Source organism: Cryptosporangium sp. NPDC051539 (genome assembly GCF_044454545.1).
In the GTDB taxonomy this organism is placed as follows: Bacteria; Actinomycetota; Actinomycetes; order Mycobacteriales; family Cryptosporangiaceae; genus Cryptosporangium.
In genome coordinates this window covers 274,588-291,245 of sequence record NZ_JBITDV010000002.1, presented here as the reverse complement: position 1 = coordinate 291,245, position 16,658 = coordinate 274,588, and the positions used below count along the sequence as shown (strand labels likewise).

Below are 16,658 nucleotides of genomic sequence, written 5' to 3'. Positions count from 1 at the left end.
CTCCTATCGGGCCGCGGCTTTGGCGCCGTTGGGCGCCAGGTCCACCGCTCGCCTGGCGTCGAGCGCGAGCATCAGCCGGCTGTCGAGCTTGAACGCGCCGATGATCAGCTCGCGGAGTGGTCCGGCGAGCGTGTCCGGCGGCGGCTCGAACGTGTCGGACTGCAGTTCGACCACGTCACCGATCTTGTCGACGAGCAGGCTGATCGCCTCGCCGTCTTCGGAGACGATGACGTTCATCGACGGCTTGGACATGTCCCGCGGCTCCAGCCCGAGCCGGACGCCCAGATCGACCGCGGCCATGACCTGGCCACGCAGATTGATCAGGCCACCGACCGACTTGTCGGCCAGCGGGACCCGGGTGTACTCGCTGAACCGCAGCACCTCGACGACTTTCTCGACGCCGACACCGAACAGCTGGTCCGCGACCTCGAACGTCGTGTACTGGCGACTGGTCATCGGGGCCTCCGCCGACCGCAGTGGTGAAATGGCGACATCGCCGGGAGCGCTAGCGACCGAGGAGCGGAGCCCCGGAGGCGGGAAGCGACAGTCATACCGCGCTCATCTCCTCGAGGCCGCCGCCGTAGTTCTCCGCGTACTGGTCGATCGCGTCGAAGAAGTTGACGTCAGCGGCCAGGATCGCCTGCCGGACGTCGAGCATCTCGGTGACACGCTGCTGGATGACCGCCGAGCCGGTGAGGCCGGAGTCGTCCAGGTCGCTGTGGGTGACGGTCGAGTCCTCGACGATGTCGACGATCTTCTCGACGGCGAGCGCGACGCTGCGGCCGCGTTCGCTGTAGACGACCACCGGCACCGAGTCGCCGTCCTCGGCCGGGTAGGCGCCGAGCAGGTGGGCCAGCCGAACCAGCGGCAGGATGCGGCCGCGGTACTGCACGACCTCACGGCTACCGACCCGCTCGATCTTCTCGACCGGGAACTCCTCGAGCCGGGTGACCATGTCCAGCGGCACCGCGACCCGCCGGTCGCCGACGCCGGTGATGAGCAGCCGGTTGCCACTGCCGACCGCGCCGCTCGACTGCGCCGAGTCCCCGCCGAGGCCGGCCTTCTCGACCGCCTGCGCGGCCAGCAGCGAGCGCCGGGCGAGCGACTGGACGTCGAGGATCAGCGCGACCTTGCCGTCGCCGAGGATCGTCGAACCCTGGTAGACGCCGATGTCCTTGAGCAGCGTCGCCAGCGGTTTGACGACGATCTCCTCGGTGTTCAGGACCCGGTCGACGACGAGGCCGAACCGGCGTCCCTCGGCCTGGAGCACCGCGATGTAGACGTCCTTCTCGCTCGATCCGACCGGCAGGCCGAGGCTCTCGTCCAGGCGGACCAGCGGCAGCAACTTGCCGCGCAGCCGGTAGACCGGCGCGCCCGAGACGTGCTCGATGTTCTTGTCCGACGAGCCGTCGACGAACACCAGCTCGTCGACCGCGATCTGCGGGATCGCGTACTGCTCGGTGCTGCACTCGACGGTCAGCGCCTGGATGATCGCCAGCGTCAGCGGGATCGTCAGACGCCAGACCGTGCCCTTGCCGGGCGTCGAGTCGACGTCGACGGTGCCGCCGATCTTCTCGATGTTGGTCTTGACGACGTCCATGCCGACACCGCGGCCGGAGACGTTCGTGACCTTCTTCGCGGTCGAGAAGCCGGGCTGGAACAGCAGCTGGAGGATGTCGCTGGTCTCCATCCGGGCCAGCTGGTCCCGGGTGATGACGCCCCGCTCGAGCGCGGTGGCCGCCACCCGCTCCGGGTCGATGCCCGCGCCGTCGTCCTGCACCTCGACGACGACGTGGCCGCCCTCGTGGTAGGCGCGCAGCGTCAGCGTGCCCTCGGCGCTCTTGCCCGCGGCCGTCCGCACGTCCGGTGGCTCGATGCCGTGGTCGACCGCGTTGCGGACGAGGTGGGTCAGCGGGTCCTTGACCGACTCGAGCAGGCTCCGGTCGAGCTCGGTGTCCTTGCCCTCCATCGCCAGCCGGATCTGACGCCCGAGCTGGCTGGAGAGGTCGCGGACGACCCGGGGCAGCTTCGACCAGATCTGGTCGATCGGCTGCATCCGGGTCTTCATCACGGATTCCTGCAGCTCGGACGTGATGAGGTTGAGCCGCTGGGTGGTCCTGGTCAGGTTCGGGTCGGACATCTCGCTGACGCCGCGGACCAGCTGGTTACGGGTGAGCACCAGCTCACCGACCAGCCGCATGAGCGCGTCCAGCAGGTCGACGTCGACGCGGATCGAGCTCTCCGCGACGCTGCGGCGCTGCGGCGCGGTGCCGTCCTCGCCGGGCTCGGGCGGGCCGGCCGGAGCAGGCGGGCCGGCCGGAGCGGCGCCGCCCCGCGGGGCCGGTACGTCGGCCGCCTTCGCCGCCGCGGGCTCGGGTTCGGGTTCGGGCTCGGCAGCCGGCTCCGGCGCAGCCTGGGCGGCCGGCTCGGCCGGGGCCTCCGCGGTCTCTGCGACCCCCGCGGCCTCGGCCGGCTCGGGCGCCGGCGCGGCCTTGGGTTTGCCCGCTCCGTCCTCGATGCAGGCGGTCACCTGTTCGATGACGCTCTGGACGTCCATCTCGCCCTCGGCGCCCTGCTCCTCGATCTGGGCGAGGAGGCCGCGGACCGTGTCGACCATGCGGAGCAGCGCGTTGGCGCTCTCGACGTTCATCTGCTGGGCGCCGTCGCGCAGACGGGAGAGCAGCGACTCCCCGGCGTGCGTCACGGTTTCGAGCCGGTGGAACGCGAGGAAGCCGCTCGTGCCCTTGATCGTGTGGATCGTGCGGAAGATGCTCGACAGCAGGTCACGGGAGTCGGGCTGCTGCTCCAGCGCCACGAGGTCCCGGTCGAGCTGATCCAGGTTTTCGTGGCTCTCGACAAGGAACTCTTGAACGATGTCGTCCAACTCGTCCACGTTCGTCTCCCTCTGCTCGTCGCGCCTTTGATCGACGCGACAGGGGTTCACCTGAGGAAAGGCGCGCCCTCCGGGTTGAAACTGCACCCGTTTCGCTATGCTTATAGGCGTAATGCCCGTTCCGTGGGGGGCTCAATGAGTACCGTGCTGATCGCCGACGACGATCCCGACATCCTGGCGCTGGTGACGTTCAAGGTGAAGCAGGCCGGCTACCACCTGATCACCGCGACGGATGGTGCGGCCGCACTGGCCGCCGCCCGGGAGACGACGCCGGACTTGTGCGTGCTCGACGTGTCCATGCCCCGGATGTCGGGGCTGGAGGTGTGCCGAGAGCTGCGGAAAGACGAAGCGACCGCGAAGGTGCCGGTGCTGCTGCTGACCGCGCGGGCGCAGGAGGCCGACATCGAGGCCGGCTTCGACGTGGGCGCCGACGACTACGTCGTCAAGCCGTTCAGCCCTCGCGAACTCGTCGCCCGGATCACCGCCATCTTGGGCCCGGCCCAGTAGGCGGCGCACCGGCGACGACGGCGCTCTAGCCGCTGGTCGTGGTGGACGCGCGGGCCAGCGCTCTGGCTTTGGCGGCCCGGATCGCGGCTTGCCGGGGGTCGGTGGTCGTGTCGTCGGTGACCGGGGCGGCCGCGGTGGCCCGGGGCAGCGACAGGGACAGCGTGGTGCCCTCGTCGGCGGCGGAGGTCAGTACGACCTCTCCGCCGTGCCGCTCGACGATCGAGCGCGTGATCGCCAGGCCGAGACCGGTCCCCTGGATCGCGCTCGCGACCGCGTTCGACGCCCGCTGGAACGGCTGGAACAGCTGGTCCTGCTCGCCGGCCGGGATGCCGATCCCGGAGTCCGCAACCTCGATCACGACCCGCTCCCCGGCCACGGCGTGCGCCGAGATCCGGACCGACCCCCCTGCCGGGGTGAACTTCACCGCGTTGCCGACGACGTTCAGCAGCGCCCGCTCCAGCTGGCGGACGTCGCCGACGACCGCCAGCCCCTCGGCGTCCGCGCACTCCAGCGTGAGCCCGGCGTCGGACGCCGCCTCGGCGAGCGCGGTGTGCACGCCGTCGAGGAGCGCGGAGACCTCGACCCGGGTCGCGGCCAGCTCGAGGCTGTTCGAATCGATCCGGGACAGCGTGAGCAGGTCACCGACGAGCTCGCGCAGCCGCTCGGCGTTGCGCTCGATGATCGACAGGCTGCGCTGCTGCGGGTCCGACAGCTCGCCCTGGTCGCCGGAGAGCAGGATCTCCAGGTAGCCGAGGATGCTGGTCAGCGGCGTCCGCAGCTCGTGCGAGACCGTCGAGATGAAGTCGGTCTTCTGGCGGTCCAGATCCTGGAAGCGTTCGGCCAGCTCACGCTGGTGGGCGTAGACCTGGGCGACGTGCAGGCCACGGCCGGTGTCGGCGGCGACCGCCTCGATCAGCGCCCGCTCGTCGTCGGTCCAGTCCCGGCCGTCGTCCGACTGCACGAGCACGAGCAGGCCCGACAACTCCCCGTCGACGGTAAAGCCGGCTACCAGGCACGACCGCGCGCCGGTGGCCGCCAGCACGTCGGCCGCGAGCGTCTGCCCGGTCACCGCCGCGCCCGGCGGTCCGGCCACTCCGGGCCCGGCCGGCGCCCGCCCCGCCGTCCCCCACCCGGCCGCACCCGCACCACCTCCGGCTCCGGCGTCGGCGTCGGCGTCGGCGTCGGCGTCGGCGTCGAGCCAGAAGCAGGTGCGCGGCCAGCCGGTCGGACCGGTGGCCGCGGTGGCGGCGCGCAGGTGCTCGATCGCGAGCGGCGCCAGGCCGGCCCGGGTCCAGAGGCGGTCGGTCTCGATCGGGCCGCTCGCGTCGGCGAGCCGGACGTAGACGTGGTCGATGCCGAGCGCGAGGCCCAGCCCCACCGTCACCTCGCCGAGGATCGCGTCCGCGTCCAGCGACCCGCGGACGCTCGCCCCGAGGTCGTGCGCCTGCTGCCGGATCCGCGAGCGCCCGGCCTCGTACGAGTGCAGCCGCTCGCTCTCGTCGGCGAGATCGTTCAGCGCCCGGACGACCTCGCGCACCTCGGCCGGCCCGGTATCGCGTCCGCGGGCCGTGCGATCACCCCGTCCCAGCAGCGTCAGCGTCGTCCGGATGTTCTCGAGCGGAGTGATCAGCAGACGCCGGGTACGCAGCCCGAGGAGCAGCACCACGCCGATGGCGAGCAGTGACAGCGAGGCGGTCACGGTGTCGCTGATCGTGCTGATCAGCCGGAACCGGTTCACGGCGGACGCCCGCTGCGCGACCAGCTCGACCCCCACCCGCCCGTTGGCGGCGCGCAGGGCGTCGAACAACGCCTTGCCCTGCTCCGACGCGGCCGGCTGCACCGCGGCCGAGGCGGGATCACCGGGCGTCGGACCGGGCCGCACCGCGGCGGCGGGCGCGGTGAACGCGAGCCAGGCGTCCGCGCGGGCGATCTCGGCCACGACCAGTTCGCGGAGCGACTCCGTTCGCGCGACCTCCAGCACCGCGTCCCGTTCCGCCGGGTAGCGGGCGACGCCGAGCCGGTAGGGCTGCAGGAACGAGGGCTCGCCGGTCAACTGGTAGCCACGCAGGCCGGTCTCCGCGTCGGTGAGGACCTGGAGCAGCGCCGAGTTCGCGTCGGTGGCCTCGGCGGCGCGGGTGATCGACGCGTCGACGTCGCGGCTCAGGTACTGGCCGACCGCCAGACGCGCCGCGCCGAGAGCGAGAAGCAACGCGACGAGAGCGCCGAAGCCCACCCGCAGAATGCTCGCCGTTGACGTCATAGGCAGGGGATACCACCCGTTTGCGGCAAAAGTCACTTTTACGGGTCATTATTATGCAGCAGACCGGCCCCAGGATCTGCCCGACCTGCCGCCACAACGGCCGCGCCGGAGCTCAGCCGGACGAGCCCTCCCGCGCCAGGGCGGTGAGACGCGAGAGCGCACGCAGGTACTTCTTGCGGTAGCCGCCGGCGAGCAGGTCGGGCGGGAAGATCTGGTCGACCGGGCAGCCGGACGCGAACACCGGCAGGCTGCGGTCGTAGAGCCGGTCGACGAACACGACGACCCGGAGCGCGGTGTTCTGGTCGGTCACCGGCGCCAGCCCGGTCAGCCCGACCGCGCTCACGTCGTCGAGCAGCGCACCGTACCGGGACGGGTGCAGGCGGGCCAGGTGGTCGAGCAGCGCGGGCCAGTCGTCGAGGGTGGCGGACGGGTCCGCGTCGACCCGGGCCCGCACCGCGTCGGGACCGAGCGGCGCCGGCGCGGAGACCGCGTCCCGGTGCCGGTAGTCGGGGCCGTCGACCCGCACCGTCTCGAACCGCGCCGACAACGCCTGGATCTCGCGCAGGAAGTCGTCGGCCGCGAACCGGCCCTCGCCGAGCTTGTCCGGCAGCGTGTTCGACGTCGCCGCCAGCGCCACCCCCCGCTCGACCAGCCGGCTCAGCAGCGACGAGAGGAGCACGGTGTCGCCCGGGTCGTCCAGCTCGAATTCGTCCACGCAGAGAAGGCGGAGCGAACCGAGTGCGTCCACCGTTCCGGCGAAGCCGAGCGCACCCACGAGATGGGTGAACTCGACGAACGTGCCGTACGCGGCGGGCCGGGGGGCCGCGTGCCAGAGCGAGGTCAGCAGGTGGGTCTTCCCGACGCCGAAACCGCCGTCGAGGTAGAGCCCCGGCCGTCCGGCCGGGGCCGCGCGCCGGAACAGCCCTTTCCTCGGCGGCGGAGCCGACAGGCGCTGGGCGAACGCCTGAACCGCGGCCAGCGCCGCGGACTGTGACGGTTCGTTCGGATCCGGACGATAGGTCGCGAACCGCGCGTCGGCGAACCGTGGCGGCGGCACGAGTTCGGCGACGAGACGCGCGGGCGCCACCTGCGGAGTGCGGCCGGCAAGTGACACGGCACGAGCCTACGGGTGGTGGGATGGGCGTCATGCGCCTGCTCCATCCGTCCCCGTCCGGCTTCCCGTCCCCGTCCGACCTCGACGACGCCGCGCTCGAGCAGCTCTACGCGACCGACCGGAGCGTGCCCCGGCTGCGGATGAACTTCGTGGCCAGTGCCGACGGAGCGGTGAGCGTCAACGGGCTGTCGGCCGGTCTGCAGAGCCCCGCCGACAACCAGGTGTTCAAGCTCCTGCGCGGCTGGTGCGACGGGCTCGTGGTCGCCGCGGGCACCGCGCTGGCCGAGGACTACGGCCCGGTCACCCTGGACGCCTCCCGGCGGGCCCGCCGGGAGGCCGCCGGGCTCGCGCCGGTACCGACTCTGGTCGTCGTCTCCGGCTCGCTGTCGATCGACCCGGGGCACGCGTCGCTGGCCGGGGCACCGGTCCGCCCGGTCGTGGTGACGTCCCCGGACGCCCCGGCCGACCGGCGGCGGGCCCTGGAGACGGTCGCGGACGTCGTGGTGGCCGGTTCGGCCGGCTCCGTGGACCTCGCGGCGGCCCGGACCACACTGCACGAACGGGGGCTGGGCCAGCTGCTCTGTGAGGGCGGTCCGTCGCTGTTCGGCAGCCTGATCGCGGCCGACCGGGTGGACGAACTGTGCCTGACGGTCACGCCGTTGCTGGCCGGTGGGGGTGCCGGACGGATCAGCGCGGGCCCACCGGCGCCCGACCCCCGGATGCTGGCGCTCGCGCACGTCATCGAGGACGAGGGTGTGCTGTTGCTGCGCTACTGTCGCCCCGCTCTGCTTGACTGACGGCCATGAGCGAGCCTGACGAGACCTGGTCGCTACCGGTTCAGCCGCCGGTCGAGCCGATGCTGGCGAGTCCGGTCAAGGGCATCCCGGTCGGCGAGGGCCTGCATTACGAACCGAAGTTCGACGGCTTCCGGTGTCTCATCTTCCGCGAGGGCGACCGGGTGGTCCTCGGTAGCCGGGGCGGCAAGGAGCTGCAGCGATACTTCCCCGAGGTCGTCGAGGAGGTACGCACGTCGCTGCCCGAGCGGTGTGTCGTCGACGGCGAGCTCGTCGTGATCGTCGACGACCGGCTCGATTTCGACGCGCTGGCGCAGCGCATCCACCCGGCCGCCTCGCGCGTCAACCTGCTGGCCGAGCAGACGCCGGCCCACTTCATCGCGTTCGACCTGCTGGCCGTCGGCGACGAGTCGCTGATGGAGGTCGGGTACGGCCGCCGCCGCGAGCGGCTCGCCGCGCTGTTCCCGGCCGACGGCGGGCCCTCCGGCCCGCGCACGCACCTCACGCCGGTGACCACCGATCCGGAGACGGCCCGATCCTGGTTCGAGAAGTTCGAGGGCGCCGGGCTCGACGGGCTGATCGTCAAGGCGCCCGACGACGAGTACCTGCCCAACAAGCGGACGATGAAAAAAGTGAAGCACGCCCGCACGGCCGACTGCGTGGTCGCCGGGTTCCGCTACCACAAGTCCGGGCCGATCGTCGGGTCGCTGCTGCTCGGGCTGTACGACGAGGACGGTCACCTGCACCACGTCGGGGTGTCGGCGTCGTTCACGGCCAAGCGCCGCGAAGAGCTGCTGGACGAGCTGGCGCCCTACCGGCTGTCCAATTTGTCCGCACACCCGTGGTCGGCGTGGGCCGAACAGACCGCCGACGGGCCGGCGCCCGGTTCCGACCCGACCCGCATGCCCGGCGCACCCAGCCGCTGGAGCGGGAAGAAAGACCTCTCCTGGGAGCCGTTGCGCCCCGAACTCGTCGTGGAAGTCGCGTATGACCACATGGAGGGTGACCGATTCCGGCATACTGCGCGTTTCGAGCGCTGGCGACCCGACCGGGAACCCCGTTCATGCACTTATGCTCAGCTCGACCGTCCCGTCCGTTTTGACCTGGAACGCGTATTGAAGGGCTCTCCGTGACAGTGCGCCGATCCCCACGGCTCCCCCTCTTGATCTTGTTTCTCGCAGTCGCAGTCGGGCTGTCGGGGTGCAATCTGTCCGGGGAGGACGGTGAGTGGCGCTCGATCCCGAAAGCACAGCCGTCTCCCACGGCGTCACCGCAGAGCCCGACTCCGACGCCCGGCACCGGCACCGTCGCCTGGAGCGACTGCAAGGCCGAGATCGAGCGGTCGATCGGCACCGCGCTCTCCGGCGTCAAGGTCGAATGTGGCGCGGTCGTCGTGCCGCAGGACTGGGCGAACCCGAGCGGTTCCACGTTCAGCATCGCGATGGTCCGGATCCGGCGGGAGCAGCAGCGCAACCGGATCGGCTCGCTGCTGGTGAACCCCGGTGGGCCGGGGGCGTCCGGCATCGAGCTGGCCGCGCAGACCCCGCTGTTCCTGCCCGGCGACGTGATGGAGCGCTTCGACATCGTCGGGTTCGACCCGCGCGGCGTCGGCAAGTCGGTGCCGATCGACTGCCTGCCCGCGGCGAGCAAAGACCAGCTGACCGCGGCGAACCCCGATCCGGCGCCGCAGAAGGAGTTCGACGAGCAGGTCGGCATCTGGCGCACCGCGGCGAACGCGTGCGCATCGCAGTACCAGGGCACGCTCGGCTACTACAGCACCGAGCAGACCGCCCGCGACATGGACGCGATCCGCGAGGCGCTGGGCGACCCGAAGATGACGTACCTGGGCTACTCGTACGGGACGCTGCTCGGCGCGGTGTACGCGCACCTGTACCCGAGCCGCGTGCGGGCGTTCGTCCTCGACGGCGCGGTCGACCCGAACCTCGACGGCGTCACCGCCTCGGAGGGGCAGGCCGCCGGCTTCGAGAAGGCGTTCAACAACTTCGCGGCCGCGTGCCGGGCGAAGGGCACCGGCTGCCCGATCGGCCCGAACGCCCGCCTGACGCTGCACAACGTGCTGATCGACGTCCAGAAGAAGCCGGTGCGCGGGACGGGAACCGACACCCGCACGGCGACGACCGGGCACGTGCTCTCGGCGGTCACCGCCGCGCTGTACGTGAAGGCACAGTGGCCGACGCTGGAGCGGGCGATCGCCGACATCGCGAAGGGCGACCCGGCCGGGGTGTTCTCGCTGAGCGACAACTTCACCGGCCGGCTCTCCGACGGCGTCTACAACAACATGACCGACGCGTTCACGGCGATCAGCTGCACCGACGAGCGGAATCCCCCGACGGTCGCGACCGTGCGGAAGCTGCAGGCCGCGTGGCGCAAGAAATACCCGCTGTTCGGGGCACCGCTGGCGATGACGCTGCTGAGCTGCGCGGTGTGGCCGGGCACGCACGACCCGTACCCGGTCGGCACCGCGCTCGGGGCGCCGCCGATCGTCGTCGTGGGCACCAAGGGCGACCCGGCGACGCCGTACGCCAACACCGCGAAACTCGCGAACGAGCTCGGCACCGGCCGGGTGGTCACGTGGGAGGGCGAAGGGCACACCGCGTACCCGCAGACCAACTGCATCCGCGAGAACATCAGCAACTACCTGATCACCACCGCCCCGCCCCCCGACAACCTGGACTGCCCCGCCACCTGAGCCACCGCGTACTGACTGCCCCGCCACCTGAGCCACCGCGTACTGACCTGGAGCCCGCCCAGGGCGGGGCTGCCGATCGGGCGCGACCGCGCCGCGCATTGGACATACTCAAGTGGTCGCGCCCGCTCGGCAGCGCCGACCTGGGCGGGCCGTGCACCTAGAGGTGGGTCTCGAACCACGAAGTGGTGAGTGACCCGACTCGCTCGAGGCAGCCGGGTTCTTCGAAGAGGTGGGTGGCGCCCGGGATCACCTCGACCCGAGCCAGGCCGCCGAGAGCGTCCTGGGCCTGGCGGTTGAGCTCGAGCACCGGGTGGTCGAGTGCGCCGACCACCAGCAGCGTCGGCGCGGCCACCGTGGGCAGCCAGCTGCTGGCCAGGTCGGGCCGGCCGCCGCGACTCACCACGGCCCGTACGGTCTCCGGACGCTGCGCCGCGGCCGCCAGCGCACCGGCGGCTCCGGTGCTGGCCCCGAACAGGCCGATCGGAAGCCCCTGGGTCTCCGGGTACTCGGCGAGCCACCCGACCGACTCGTCCACCCGGCGGGCGAGCAGGTCGATGTCGAACCGCACCCGGCCGGTGCGCTGGTCTTCCTGCGCCTCCTCGGCCGTGAACAGATCCACGAGCACTACCGCGAATCCGGCCCGGTACAGCGCCTTCGCGACCTGACGGTTCCGCGGGCTGTGCCGGGAACTGCCCGACCCGTGCGCGAACAGCACCACGCCCCGCGGTGAGTCCGGGCGCCCGAGCGCACCACCGAGTTCCGCGTCGCTGACGCGCACCAGGACCTCGACGACCCGTTCCTTGACCTCCGCTCCGGGGCCGGTTCCCCCGGCGGCGCGGGCCTGCTGCGGACGGCTGTGCGGAGAAAGGGTTCGCTGCGGCCTGGACAATGGGGTTCGGCCCTGCTCGGGCATGCGCGCCTCCTGGTGGACGGGTCGCGGTCTTCCTGAGCATGACCCGCGAGTGTGGCCCGCGTCACTACCCCGGCCCGGAAAGCAACCGGCCTACACCTGCTTGCGAGCCCGGCTGGGCTGCACCCGCATCGGTTCGCCTTCCATCTTCGGGTAATTCGGCGGGTACGGCGCGTCGCCCAGATCGAGGTCGCGCGCGTCGCGCTCGGACCACTCCAGCAGCGGCTCGATGCCGACCGCGACGTCGTCGATGCCCGCGTGCAGGTCACCCAGCTCGGCGAAGCGCGGCGGCACCGTACGGATCGTGAAGTCCTCGCTCTCGACGTCGGCCAGTTCGGCCCAGGTGATCGGCGTGGACACCAGCGCACCGGCCCGCCCGCGGATGCTGTACGCGCTCGCGATCGTTCGATCACGCGCGTTCTGGTTGAAGTCGACGAAGATCCGCTCGCCGCGCTCCTCCTTCCACCAGGCGGTCGTCGCCAGCTGCGGAACCCTCCGCTCCACCTCGCGGGCGAACGCGAGGGCGGCCCGCCGGACCTCGGTGAACGTCCAGTCGGGGCGGATCCGCACGTAGATGTGGATCCCCCGGTTACCGGACGTCTTGGGCCAACCGGCCCAGCCCAGCTCGTCCAGGATCTCGTGGACGACGCCGCCGACCTGGCGCGCTTCGGCCAGGCCGGTGCCGGGCTGCGGGTCGAGGTCGATGCGCAGTTCGTCGGGCTGCTCGGTGTTCGCGCGGCGGGAGTGCCAGGGATGGAATTCCACCGTCGACATCTGGACCGCCCAGGCCACCGACGCGAGCTCGGTCACGCACAACTCGTCCGCGCTGCGTCCGCTGGGGAACTTCACCTGGACGCTCTCGACCCAGTCGGGCGCCCCTTTCGGGAGGCGCTTCTGGTAGATCTTCTCGCCCTCCGCGCCGTCGGCGGAATACACCCCGTCCGGATAGCGATGCAGCATGCACGGGCGCTCGCGAAGCGCTCGCACGATGCCGTCACCGACAGAGAGGTAGTACTCGACGATGTCGAGCTTCGTGACGTGGGGCTCGGCGAAGTAGACCCGATCGGGGTTGCTGATCCGCACGACTCTGTCGCCGACCGGGACCTCGACCGCCGGAGACGCTGCTCGTGACGCCATGGCAGCACGCTACCGCCCGGGCGTCCACGCAGCCGGTCAACCGCTGCCCAACGCGAGGAATCCCTGGTACCACGGGTGACTGTGTGCGCGATCACCGTATTTATTCGGCTCGACAACTGCTCTTCCGGGTGCATGATTCAGAAAAAGAAGTTGGTTTAAGCAACCTCATAGTTGAGGTTGCGCCAATCTCGTGACTTCACCGTTTTGCCACGGTGGGTGAGCGAAAGGACGAGCACCAATGACGTACCTTGCTAACCGGCAGGAAACTGTCGCCGACCGGTTACGCCCCGTCGTCACCACGATCTTCGGCACCGAACCGCCGGTCCGCATCCGGGCCTGGGACGGCAGCTCGATCGGCCCCTCCGAGCGCGAGGATGGCCCGACCCTCGTGGTCCGGAACCGACGAGCCCTGCGCCGCCTGGTCTGGTCCCCGAACGAGGTCGGCATGGCCCGCGCCTTCGTGTCGGGCGACCTCACGGTGGAGGGCGACTTCATCGAGGCGCTCGATCAGATGCTGCACCTGTTCGACAGCACGCAGGGCATGCATCTCGACAACCAGGACCGCCGGATCCTCCTCGCCGCGGCGCTGCGGCTGGGCGCGATCGGCACCAACCCGGCGCCGCCGGCCGAGGAGATGCGTCCACAGGGCGGCCTGCTGCACAGCAGCCGCCGGGACGCCGCCGCGATCAGCCACCACTACGACGTCGGCAACGAGTTCTACCGGCTCGTGCTCGGCGAGTCGATGACCTACTCCTGCGCCTACTGGCCGGAGCTCGACGACCCGGCCGACACCACGACGCTCGAGCAGGCGCAGACCAACAAGGTCGAACTGATCGCCCGCAAGCTCGGGCTGAAGCCGGGCATGCGGATGCTCGACGTCGGCTGCGGGTGGGGCACGATGGCCATCCACGCCGCCCGCGAGTACGGCGTCCACGTCGTCGGCGTCACGAACTCGCACGAGCAGGCGGTGGGCGCGGCCAAGCGGGCCGCGGCCGCCGGCGTCGCCGACCTGGTCGAGATCCGCGAGCAGGACTACCGCGACATCGACGACGGCCCGTACGACGCGATCTCCAGCATCGGCATGGCCGAGCACGTCGGCACCGGGCAGTGGCAGCAGTACGCCGAGCTGCTGTACGGGCTGCTCAAGCCGGGTGGCCGGCTGCTGAGCCACCAGATCACCCAGCCGCCGACGGTCACCGACACCCTCGAATCCCGGCGTCAGGGCAAGACCGAGCGGACGTTCATCACCGCATACGTCTTCCCGGACGGCGAACTGCAGTCCCCCGGCTGGATCTCCGACCGGCTGGAGAGCGTCGGCTTCGAGGTCCGGGACGTCGAGTCGCTGCGTGAGCACTACGCGAAGACGTTGCGGGCCTGGGTGAGCAATCTGGAGCAGAACTGGGCCGAGGCCGTCCAGCTGACATCGGTCGGCCGGGCCCGGGTCTGGCGCCTGTACATGGCCGGTTCGGCACTGGCGTTCGAGCGGAACCGGATCTCGATCCACCAGGTGCTGGCCGTTCGTCCGGACCGGAAGGGTCGCAGTTCCATGCCGCCGACCCGCAGGTCGTACGCAACGGTCGACTGAGCCGCCGTTCGGAGGATGCGGGGGTGGTCGGCTCGGCCGCCCACCCCCGCGGCTCCCGGTTACACAGGTAGCGTGTGCGCTCGTGGGACGCGAGCGTACGAGCGGGAGGCATGCGCACCGAACGCGACATGCAGTAAAGAAGCGCCCACAGAGGCACGTACGTCGCGGCCCGTTCGCGAAGGTCCTGCGGCAGCCGTCGTTCCTCTTACCGTCCGCGGTACCCGCGTTCCTCGTCGCGGTCGCACTGACCGCGACCGCCACGTCGTCCACGATCGGCACCGCGTCGACGCCTGCCGACCTCGTCATCAGCCAGGTCTACGGCGGTGGCGGCGAGCCCGGCTCGATCTGGACCAACGATTACGTCGAGCTCATCAACCGCGGTGACGAGCCGGTCGACCTGGCCGGCTGGAGCGTCCAGTTCGCGCCGCCACGCAACCGCAGCTGGGCGGTCACCGCGCTGTCCGGGCGGATCCCGGCCGGCGGCCGGTACCTGGTCGCCGAGGCCGGCGGACGCAACGGCACCACCCGCCTGCCCCCGGCCGACGTCAAGGGCTCGATCGACCTGGGCTCCACCAGCGGCAAGGTCGCGCTGGTCAAGAACACCGCCCCGCTGCACTGCGTGGCCAGTTGCACGACGGTGGAAGGCGTCCGCGACTTCGTCGGGTACGGCAACGCCGAGGACGCCGAGGGGCGCCCGGCGCCCTCGCTCTCGTCGACCACGGCCGCGATCCGCCGCGACATCAAGGTGTCCAGCGGGAGGGGCACGTCGAGCATCGAGGACGACCCCGGCGGCCCGGCCGGGGTCGAGAACGACCAGAACCCGCAGAACGGCATCGGGGGCCTGAGCTCCGCGGGCGGCATCGACACCAACGACAACTCGGCCGACTTCGTCGCGGCCACCCCGTCGCCGCCCGGCGGCCAGGGCGACACCGCCGGCCGCACCGCCCGCATCGCCGACATCCAGGGCCGTTCACACATGTCGCCGCTCGCCGGCCGGCTGGTCACCAGCGTGCCCGGCGTCGTCACCGCGATCGGGCGCACCGGGTTCTGGATGCAGGACCCGGAACCCGACGACGATCCCTCGACCAGCGACGGGCTGTTCGTCTTCACCGGCACCGCGCCCCGCATCCAGAGCGGCGACACCGTGCAGGTCGCGGGAACCGTCACCGAGTACCGGCCGGGCGGCTCCGCGGGCAGCGACAACCTGACCACGACCGAGCTGATCCGGCCCACGGTCTCGGTGCTCAGCAACGCGGCCCGGCGTCCGGTGCCGGTGCTGATCGGGCCGGGTGGGCGCACCCCGCCCAGCGCGATCCGCACCGACGCGCCCGGCGACGTCGAGGGCAACCGGCTGTTCGCGCCCTCACTGAACGCGCTCGACTTCTACGAATCGCTCGAAGGCATGCTGGTCCGCATCACCGACCCGGTCGTGCTCGGCCCGACCAGCCTGAATGGACAGCTGCCGGTGCTGCCCGGCGGCGCCGGGTCGCCCCGGACCAAGCGCGGCGGCCTGCGCTACACGCCCACCGACCCGAACACCGAACGCGTCCTGCTCGACGACCTGCTGACGCCGCTTCCGGTGGCGAACGTCGGCGACCGGCTGCCCGGCCCGGTCGAGGGCGTACTCGACTACGGCGGCGGCGACTTCCGCCTCCACGTCCTGACGACGCCCGGCAGCCGCAGCGCCAAGCTCCGGCCGGAGACCGCGCCGGTCCCGAAGCCCGGCGAGCTGACCGTCGCCGGCATCAACGTCGGCTCGGTCAACCTGACCGGCGAGCCCGAGCCGGTCCGCCAGCTCGCCACCACCGTCGTGAAGTCGCTGCGGGCGCCGGACGTCCTGGCCGTCGAGGAGATGCCGGACGACGACGGGCGCACGTACACCGACCAGGTCAGCGCCGTCCGGGGCTGGACCGCGCTGGTGAACGCGATCCGCAGCGCCGGTGGGCCGAGCTACGCCTACCGCCAGATCGACCCGGTCGCCGGGCGCGACGGGTCCGGGGCCGAGAACCGGCGCGTGGGCTTCCTCTACAACCCGGCCCGGGTGGCGTTCGTCGACCGCGGGACGCCTGACTCCACGACCGCCACCGAGGCGCAGCTGATCGACGGCGAGCCCGGCCTGACGCTCTCCCCCGGCCGGATCGCCACCGCCAGCCCGGCGTTCAACGACGCCCGCAAGTCGCTGGCGGGCGAGTTCCGCTTCCGCGGCCGCACGGTCTTCGTGCTGGCCGACCACTTCGTCACCACGAACGGCGACGACCCGCTGTTCGGCCGGGTGCAACCGCCGCACAGCCCGTCGCTGCAGCAGCGCGGTAGCCAGGCCGCCGTGATCCGCGGCTTCGTCGACTCGCTGCTCCGTCTCGATCCGGACGCCGCGGTGGCGGTCGTCGGCGGCATCTCCGACGCGGAGAACTCGGCGACGCTGGGGCTGCTGACCGGCGGTGGCGTGCTGAGCGACCCGGCGGCGCGGCTCGACCCGGCCGACCGGTACTCGACGCTGGTCGAGGGCAACGCGATGCTGCTCGACCACGTCCTGGTCAGCAAGTCGCTGAGCGCGTCGAGGGTGGACGTCGTGCACGCGCAGAGCGAGTTCGCGGCGCGCTGGACCGACCACGACCCGATCGTCGGCTACCTGGTGGTACCGGCCGCGTCGCGCCCACCCGGGCCGGAGCCCGACGCGACCCCGGAGATCGACGTGGAGCCGACCCCGGAAGAGTCGGTCAGCCCGCCGGAGCCGCAGAAATAAATCCG

At 71.5% G+C, this 16,658-nt stretch carries 12 protein-coding genes; 6 read left to right on the top strand and 6 right to left on the bottom strand.

Annotation, left to right across the window (positions count from 1 at the left end; all coding sequences use genetic code 11):
• Nucleotides 1-3 precede the first annotated feature (3 nt).
• Both ACIBZJ_RS07285 and ACIBZJ_RS07280 read right to left on the bottom strand, forming a co-directional pair.
• Complete coding sequence (locus tag ACIBZJ_RS07285) at nucleotides 4-456, bottom strand: chemotaxis protein CheW (RefSeq protein ID WP_395926553.1); 453 nt, start codon at nucleotides 454-456, stop codon at nucleotides 4-6.
• A 91-nt stretch (nucleotides 457-547) separates the two neighbouring features.
• On the bottom strand, nucleotides 548-2,893 hold the full coding sequence (locus tag ACIBZJ_RS07280; protein ID WP_395926551.1) for a chemotaxis protein CheW: 2,346 nt from the start codon (nucleotides 2,891-2,893) through the stop codon (nucleotides 548-550).
• Between the two features lie 135 nt (nucleotides 2,894-3,028).
• Here ACIBZJ_RS07280 and ACIBZJ_RS07275 point away from each other — a divergent pair, with 135 nt between their 5' ends.
• Nucleotides 3,029-3,400 carry a response regulator transcription factor gene (locus ACIBZJ_RS07275; RefSeq protein ID WP_395926549.1) on the top strand — a complete coding sequence of 124 codons (372 nt, stop codon included), beginning with the start codon at nucleotides 3,029-3,031 and terminating at the stop codon, nucleotides 3,398-3,400.
• Nucleotides 3,401-3,425: 25 nt separating this feature from the next.
• Here ACIBZJ_RS07275 and ACIBZJ_RS07270 read toward each other — a convergent pair whose 3' ends face one another.
• Nucleotides 3,426-5,660, bottom strand: a complete 2,235-nt coding sequence (locus ACIBZJ_RS07270) for an ATP-binding protein (protein WP_395926547.1) — start codon at nucleotides 5,658-5,660, stop codon at nucleotides 3,426-3,428.
• A gap of 112 nt (nucleotides 5,661-5,772) precedes the next feature.
• Nucleotides 5,773-6,774, bottom strand: coding sequence for a cell division protein ZapE (zapE, locus tag ACIBZJ_RS07265; protein WP_395926545.1), 1,002 nt, complete (start codon nucleotides 6,772-6,774; stop codon nucleotides 5,773-5,775).
• 32 nt (nucleotides 6,775-6,806) lie between these two features.
• Here zapE and ACIBZJ_RS07260 point away from each other — a divergent pair, with 32 nt between their 5' ends.
• Genes ACIBZJ_RS07260 through ACIBZJ_RS07250 form a run of 3 tightly spaced genes read left to right on the top strand, consistent with a single transcriptional unit; the run spans nucleotide 6,807 to nucleotide 10,278 of the window.
• Nucleotides 6,807-7,571, top strand: coding sequence for a pyrimidine reductase family protein (locus ACIBZJ_RS07260; protein ID WP_395926543.1), 765 nt, complete (start codon nucleotides 6,807-6,809; stop codon nucleotides 7,569-7,571).
• A 5-nt stretch (nucleotides 7,572-7,576) separates the two neighbouring features.
• Nucleotides 7,577-8,701 (top strand): ATP-dependent DNA ligase, encoded by a 1,125-nt coding sequence (locus ACIBZJ_RS07255; RefSeq protein WP_395926541.1) that lies wholly within the window; start codon nucleotides 7,577-7,579, stop codon nucleotides 8,699-8,701.
• A 35-nt stretch (nucleotides 8,702-8,736) separates the two neighbouring features.
• Complete coding sequence (locus ACIBZJ_RS07250; protein ID WP_395926539.1) at nucleotides 8,737-10,278, top strand: alpha/beta hydrolase; 1,542 nt, start codon at nucleotides 8,737-8,739, stop codon at nucleotides 10,276-10,278.
• Between the two features lie 157 nt (nucleotides 10,279-10,435).
• Here ACIBZJ_RS07250 and ACIBZJ_RS07245 read toward each other — a convergent pair whose 3' ends face one another.
• Complete coding sequence (locus tag ACIBZJ_RS07245; RefSeq protein ID WP_395926537.1) at nucleotides 10,436-11,191, bottom strand: dienelactone hydrolase family protein; 756 nt, start codon at nucleotides 11,189-11,191, stop codon at nucleotides 10,436-10,438.
• Nucleotides 11,192-11,281: 90 nt separating this feature from the next.
• Nucleotides 11,282-12,325, bottom strand: coding sequence for a non-homologous end-joining DNA ligase (gene ligD / locus ACIBZJ_RS07240; protein ID WP_395926535.1), 1,044 nt, complete (start codon nucleotides 12,323-12,325; stop codon nucleotides 11,282-11,284).
• A 238-nt stretch (nucleotides 12,326-12,563) separates the two neighbouring features.
• Here ligD and ACIBZJ_RS07235 point away from each other — a divergent pair, with 238 nt between their 5' ends.
• On the top strand, nucleotides 12,564-13,910 hold the full coding sequence (locus ACIBZJ_RS07235; protein WP_395926534.1) for a class I SAM-dependent methyltransferase: 1,347 nt from the start codon (nucleotides 12,564-12,566) through the stop codon (nucleotides 13,908-13,910).
• 82 nt (nucleotides 13,911-13,992) lie between these two features.
• Nucleotides 13,993-16,653: a lamin tail domain-containing protein gene (locus ACIBZJ_RS07230; protein WP_395926533.1), complete on the top strand. Its 2,661-nt coding sequence runs from the start codon at nucleotides 13,993-13,995 to the stop codon at nucleotides 16,651-16,653.
• Nucleotides 16,654-16,658 lie beyond the last annotated feature (5 nt).

Coding starts and splice junctions, on each gene's coding strand:
- ligD (WP_395926535.1), bottom strand. CDS start 12,325: ATGGCGTCACGAGCAGCGTCTCCGGCGGTCGAGGTCCCGGTCGGCGAC.
- ACIBZJ_RS07245 (WP_395926537.1), bottom strand. CDS start 11,191: ATGCCCGAGCAGGGCCGAACCCCATTGTCCAGGCCGCAGCGAACCCTT.
- ACIBZJ_RS07255 (WP_395926541.1), top strand. CDS start 7,577: ATGAGCGAGCCTGACGAGACCTGGTCGCTACCGGTTCAGCCGCCGGTC.
- ACIBZJ_RS07270 (WP_395926547.1), bottom strand. CDS start 5,660: ATGACGTCAACGGCGAGCATTCTGCGGGTGGGCTTCGGCGCTCTCGTC.
- ACIBZJ_RS07235 (WP_395926534.1), top strand. CDS start 12,564: ATGACGTACCTTGCTAACCGGCAGGAAACTGTCGCCGACCGGTTACGC.
- ACIBZJ_RS07260 (WP_395926543.1), top strand. CDS start 6,807: ATGCGCCTGCTCCATCCGTCCCCGTCCGGCTTCCCGTCCCCGTCCGAC.
- ACIBZJ_RS07285 (WP_395926553.1), bottom strand. CDS start 456: ATGACCAGTCGCCAGTACACGACGTTCGAGGTCGCGGACCAGCTGTTC.
- ACIBZJ_RS07275 (WP_395926549.1), top strand. CDS start 3,029: ATGAGTACCGTGCTGATCGCCGACGACGATCCCGACATCCTGGCGCTG.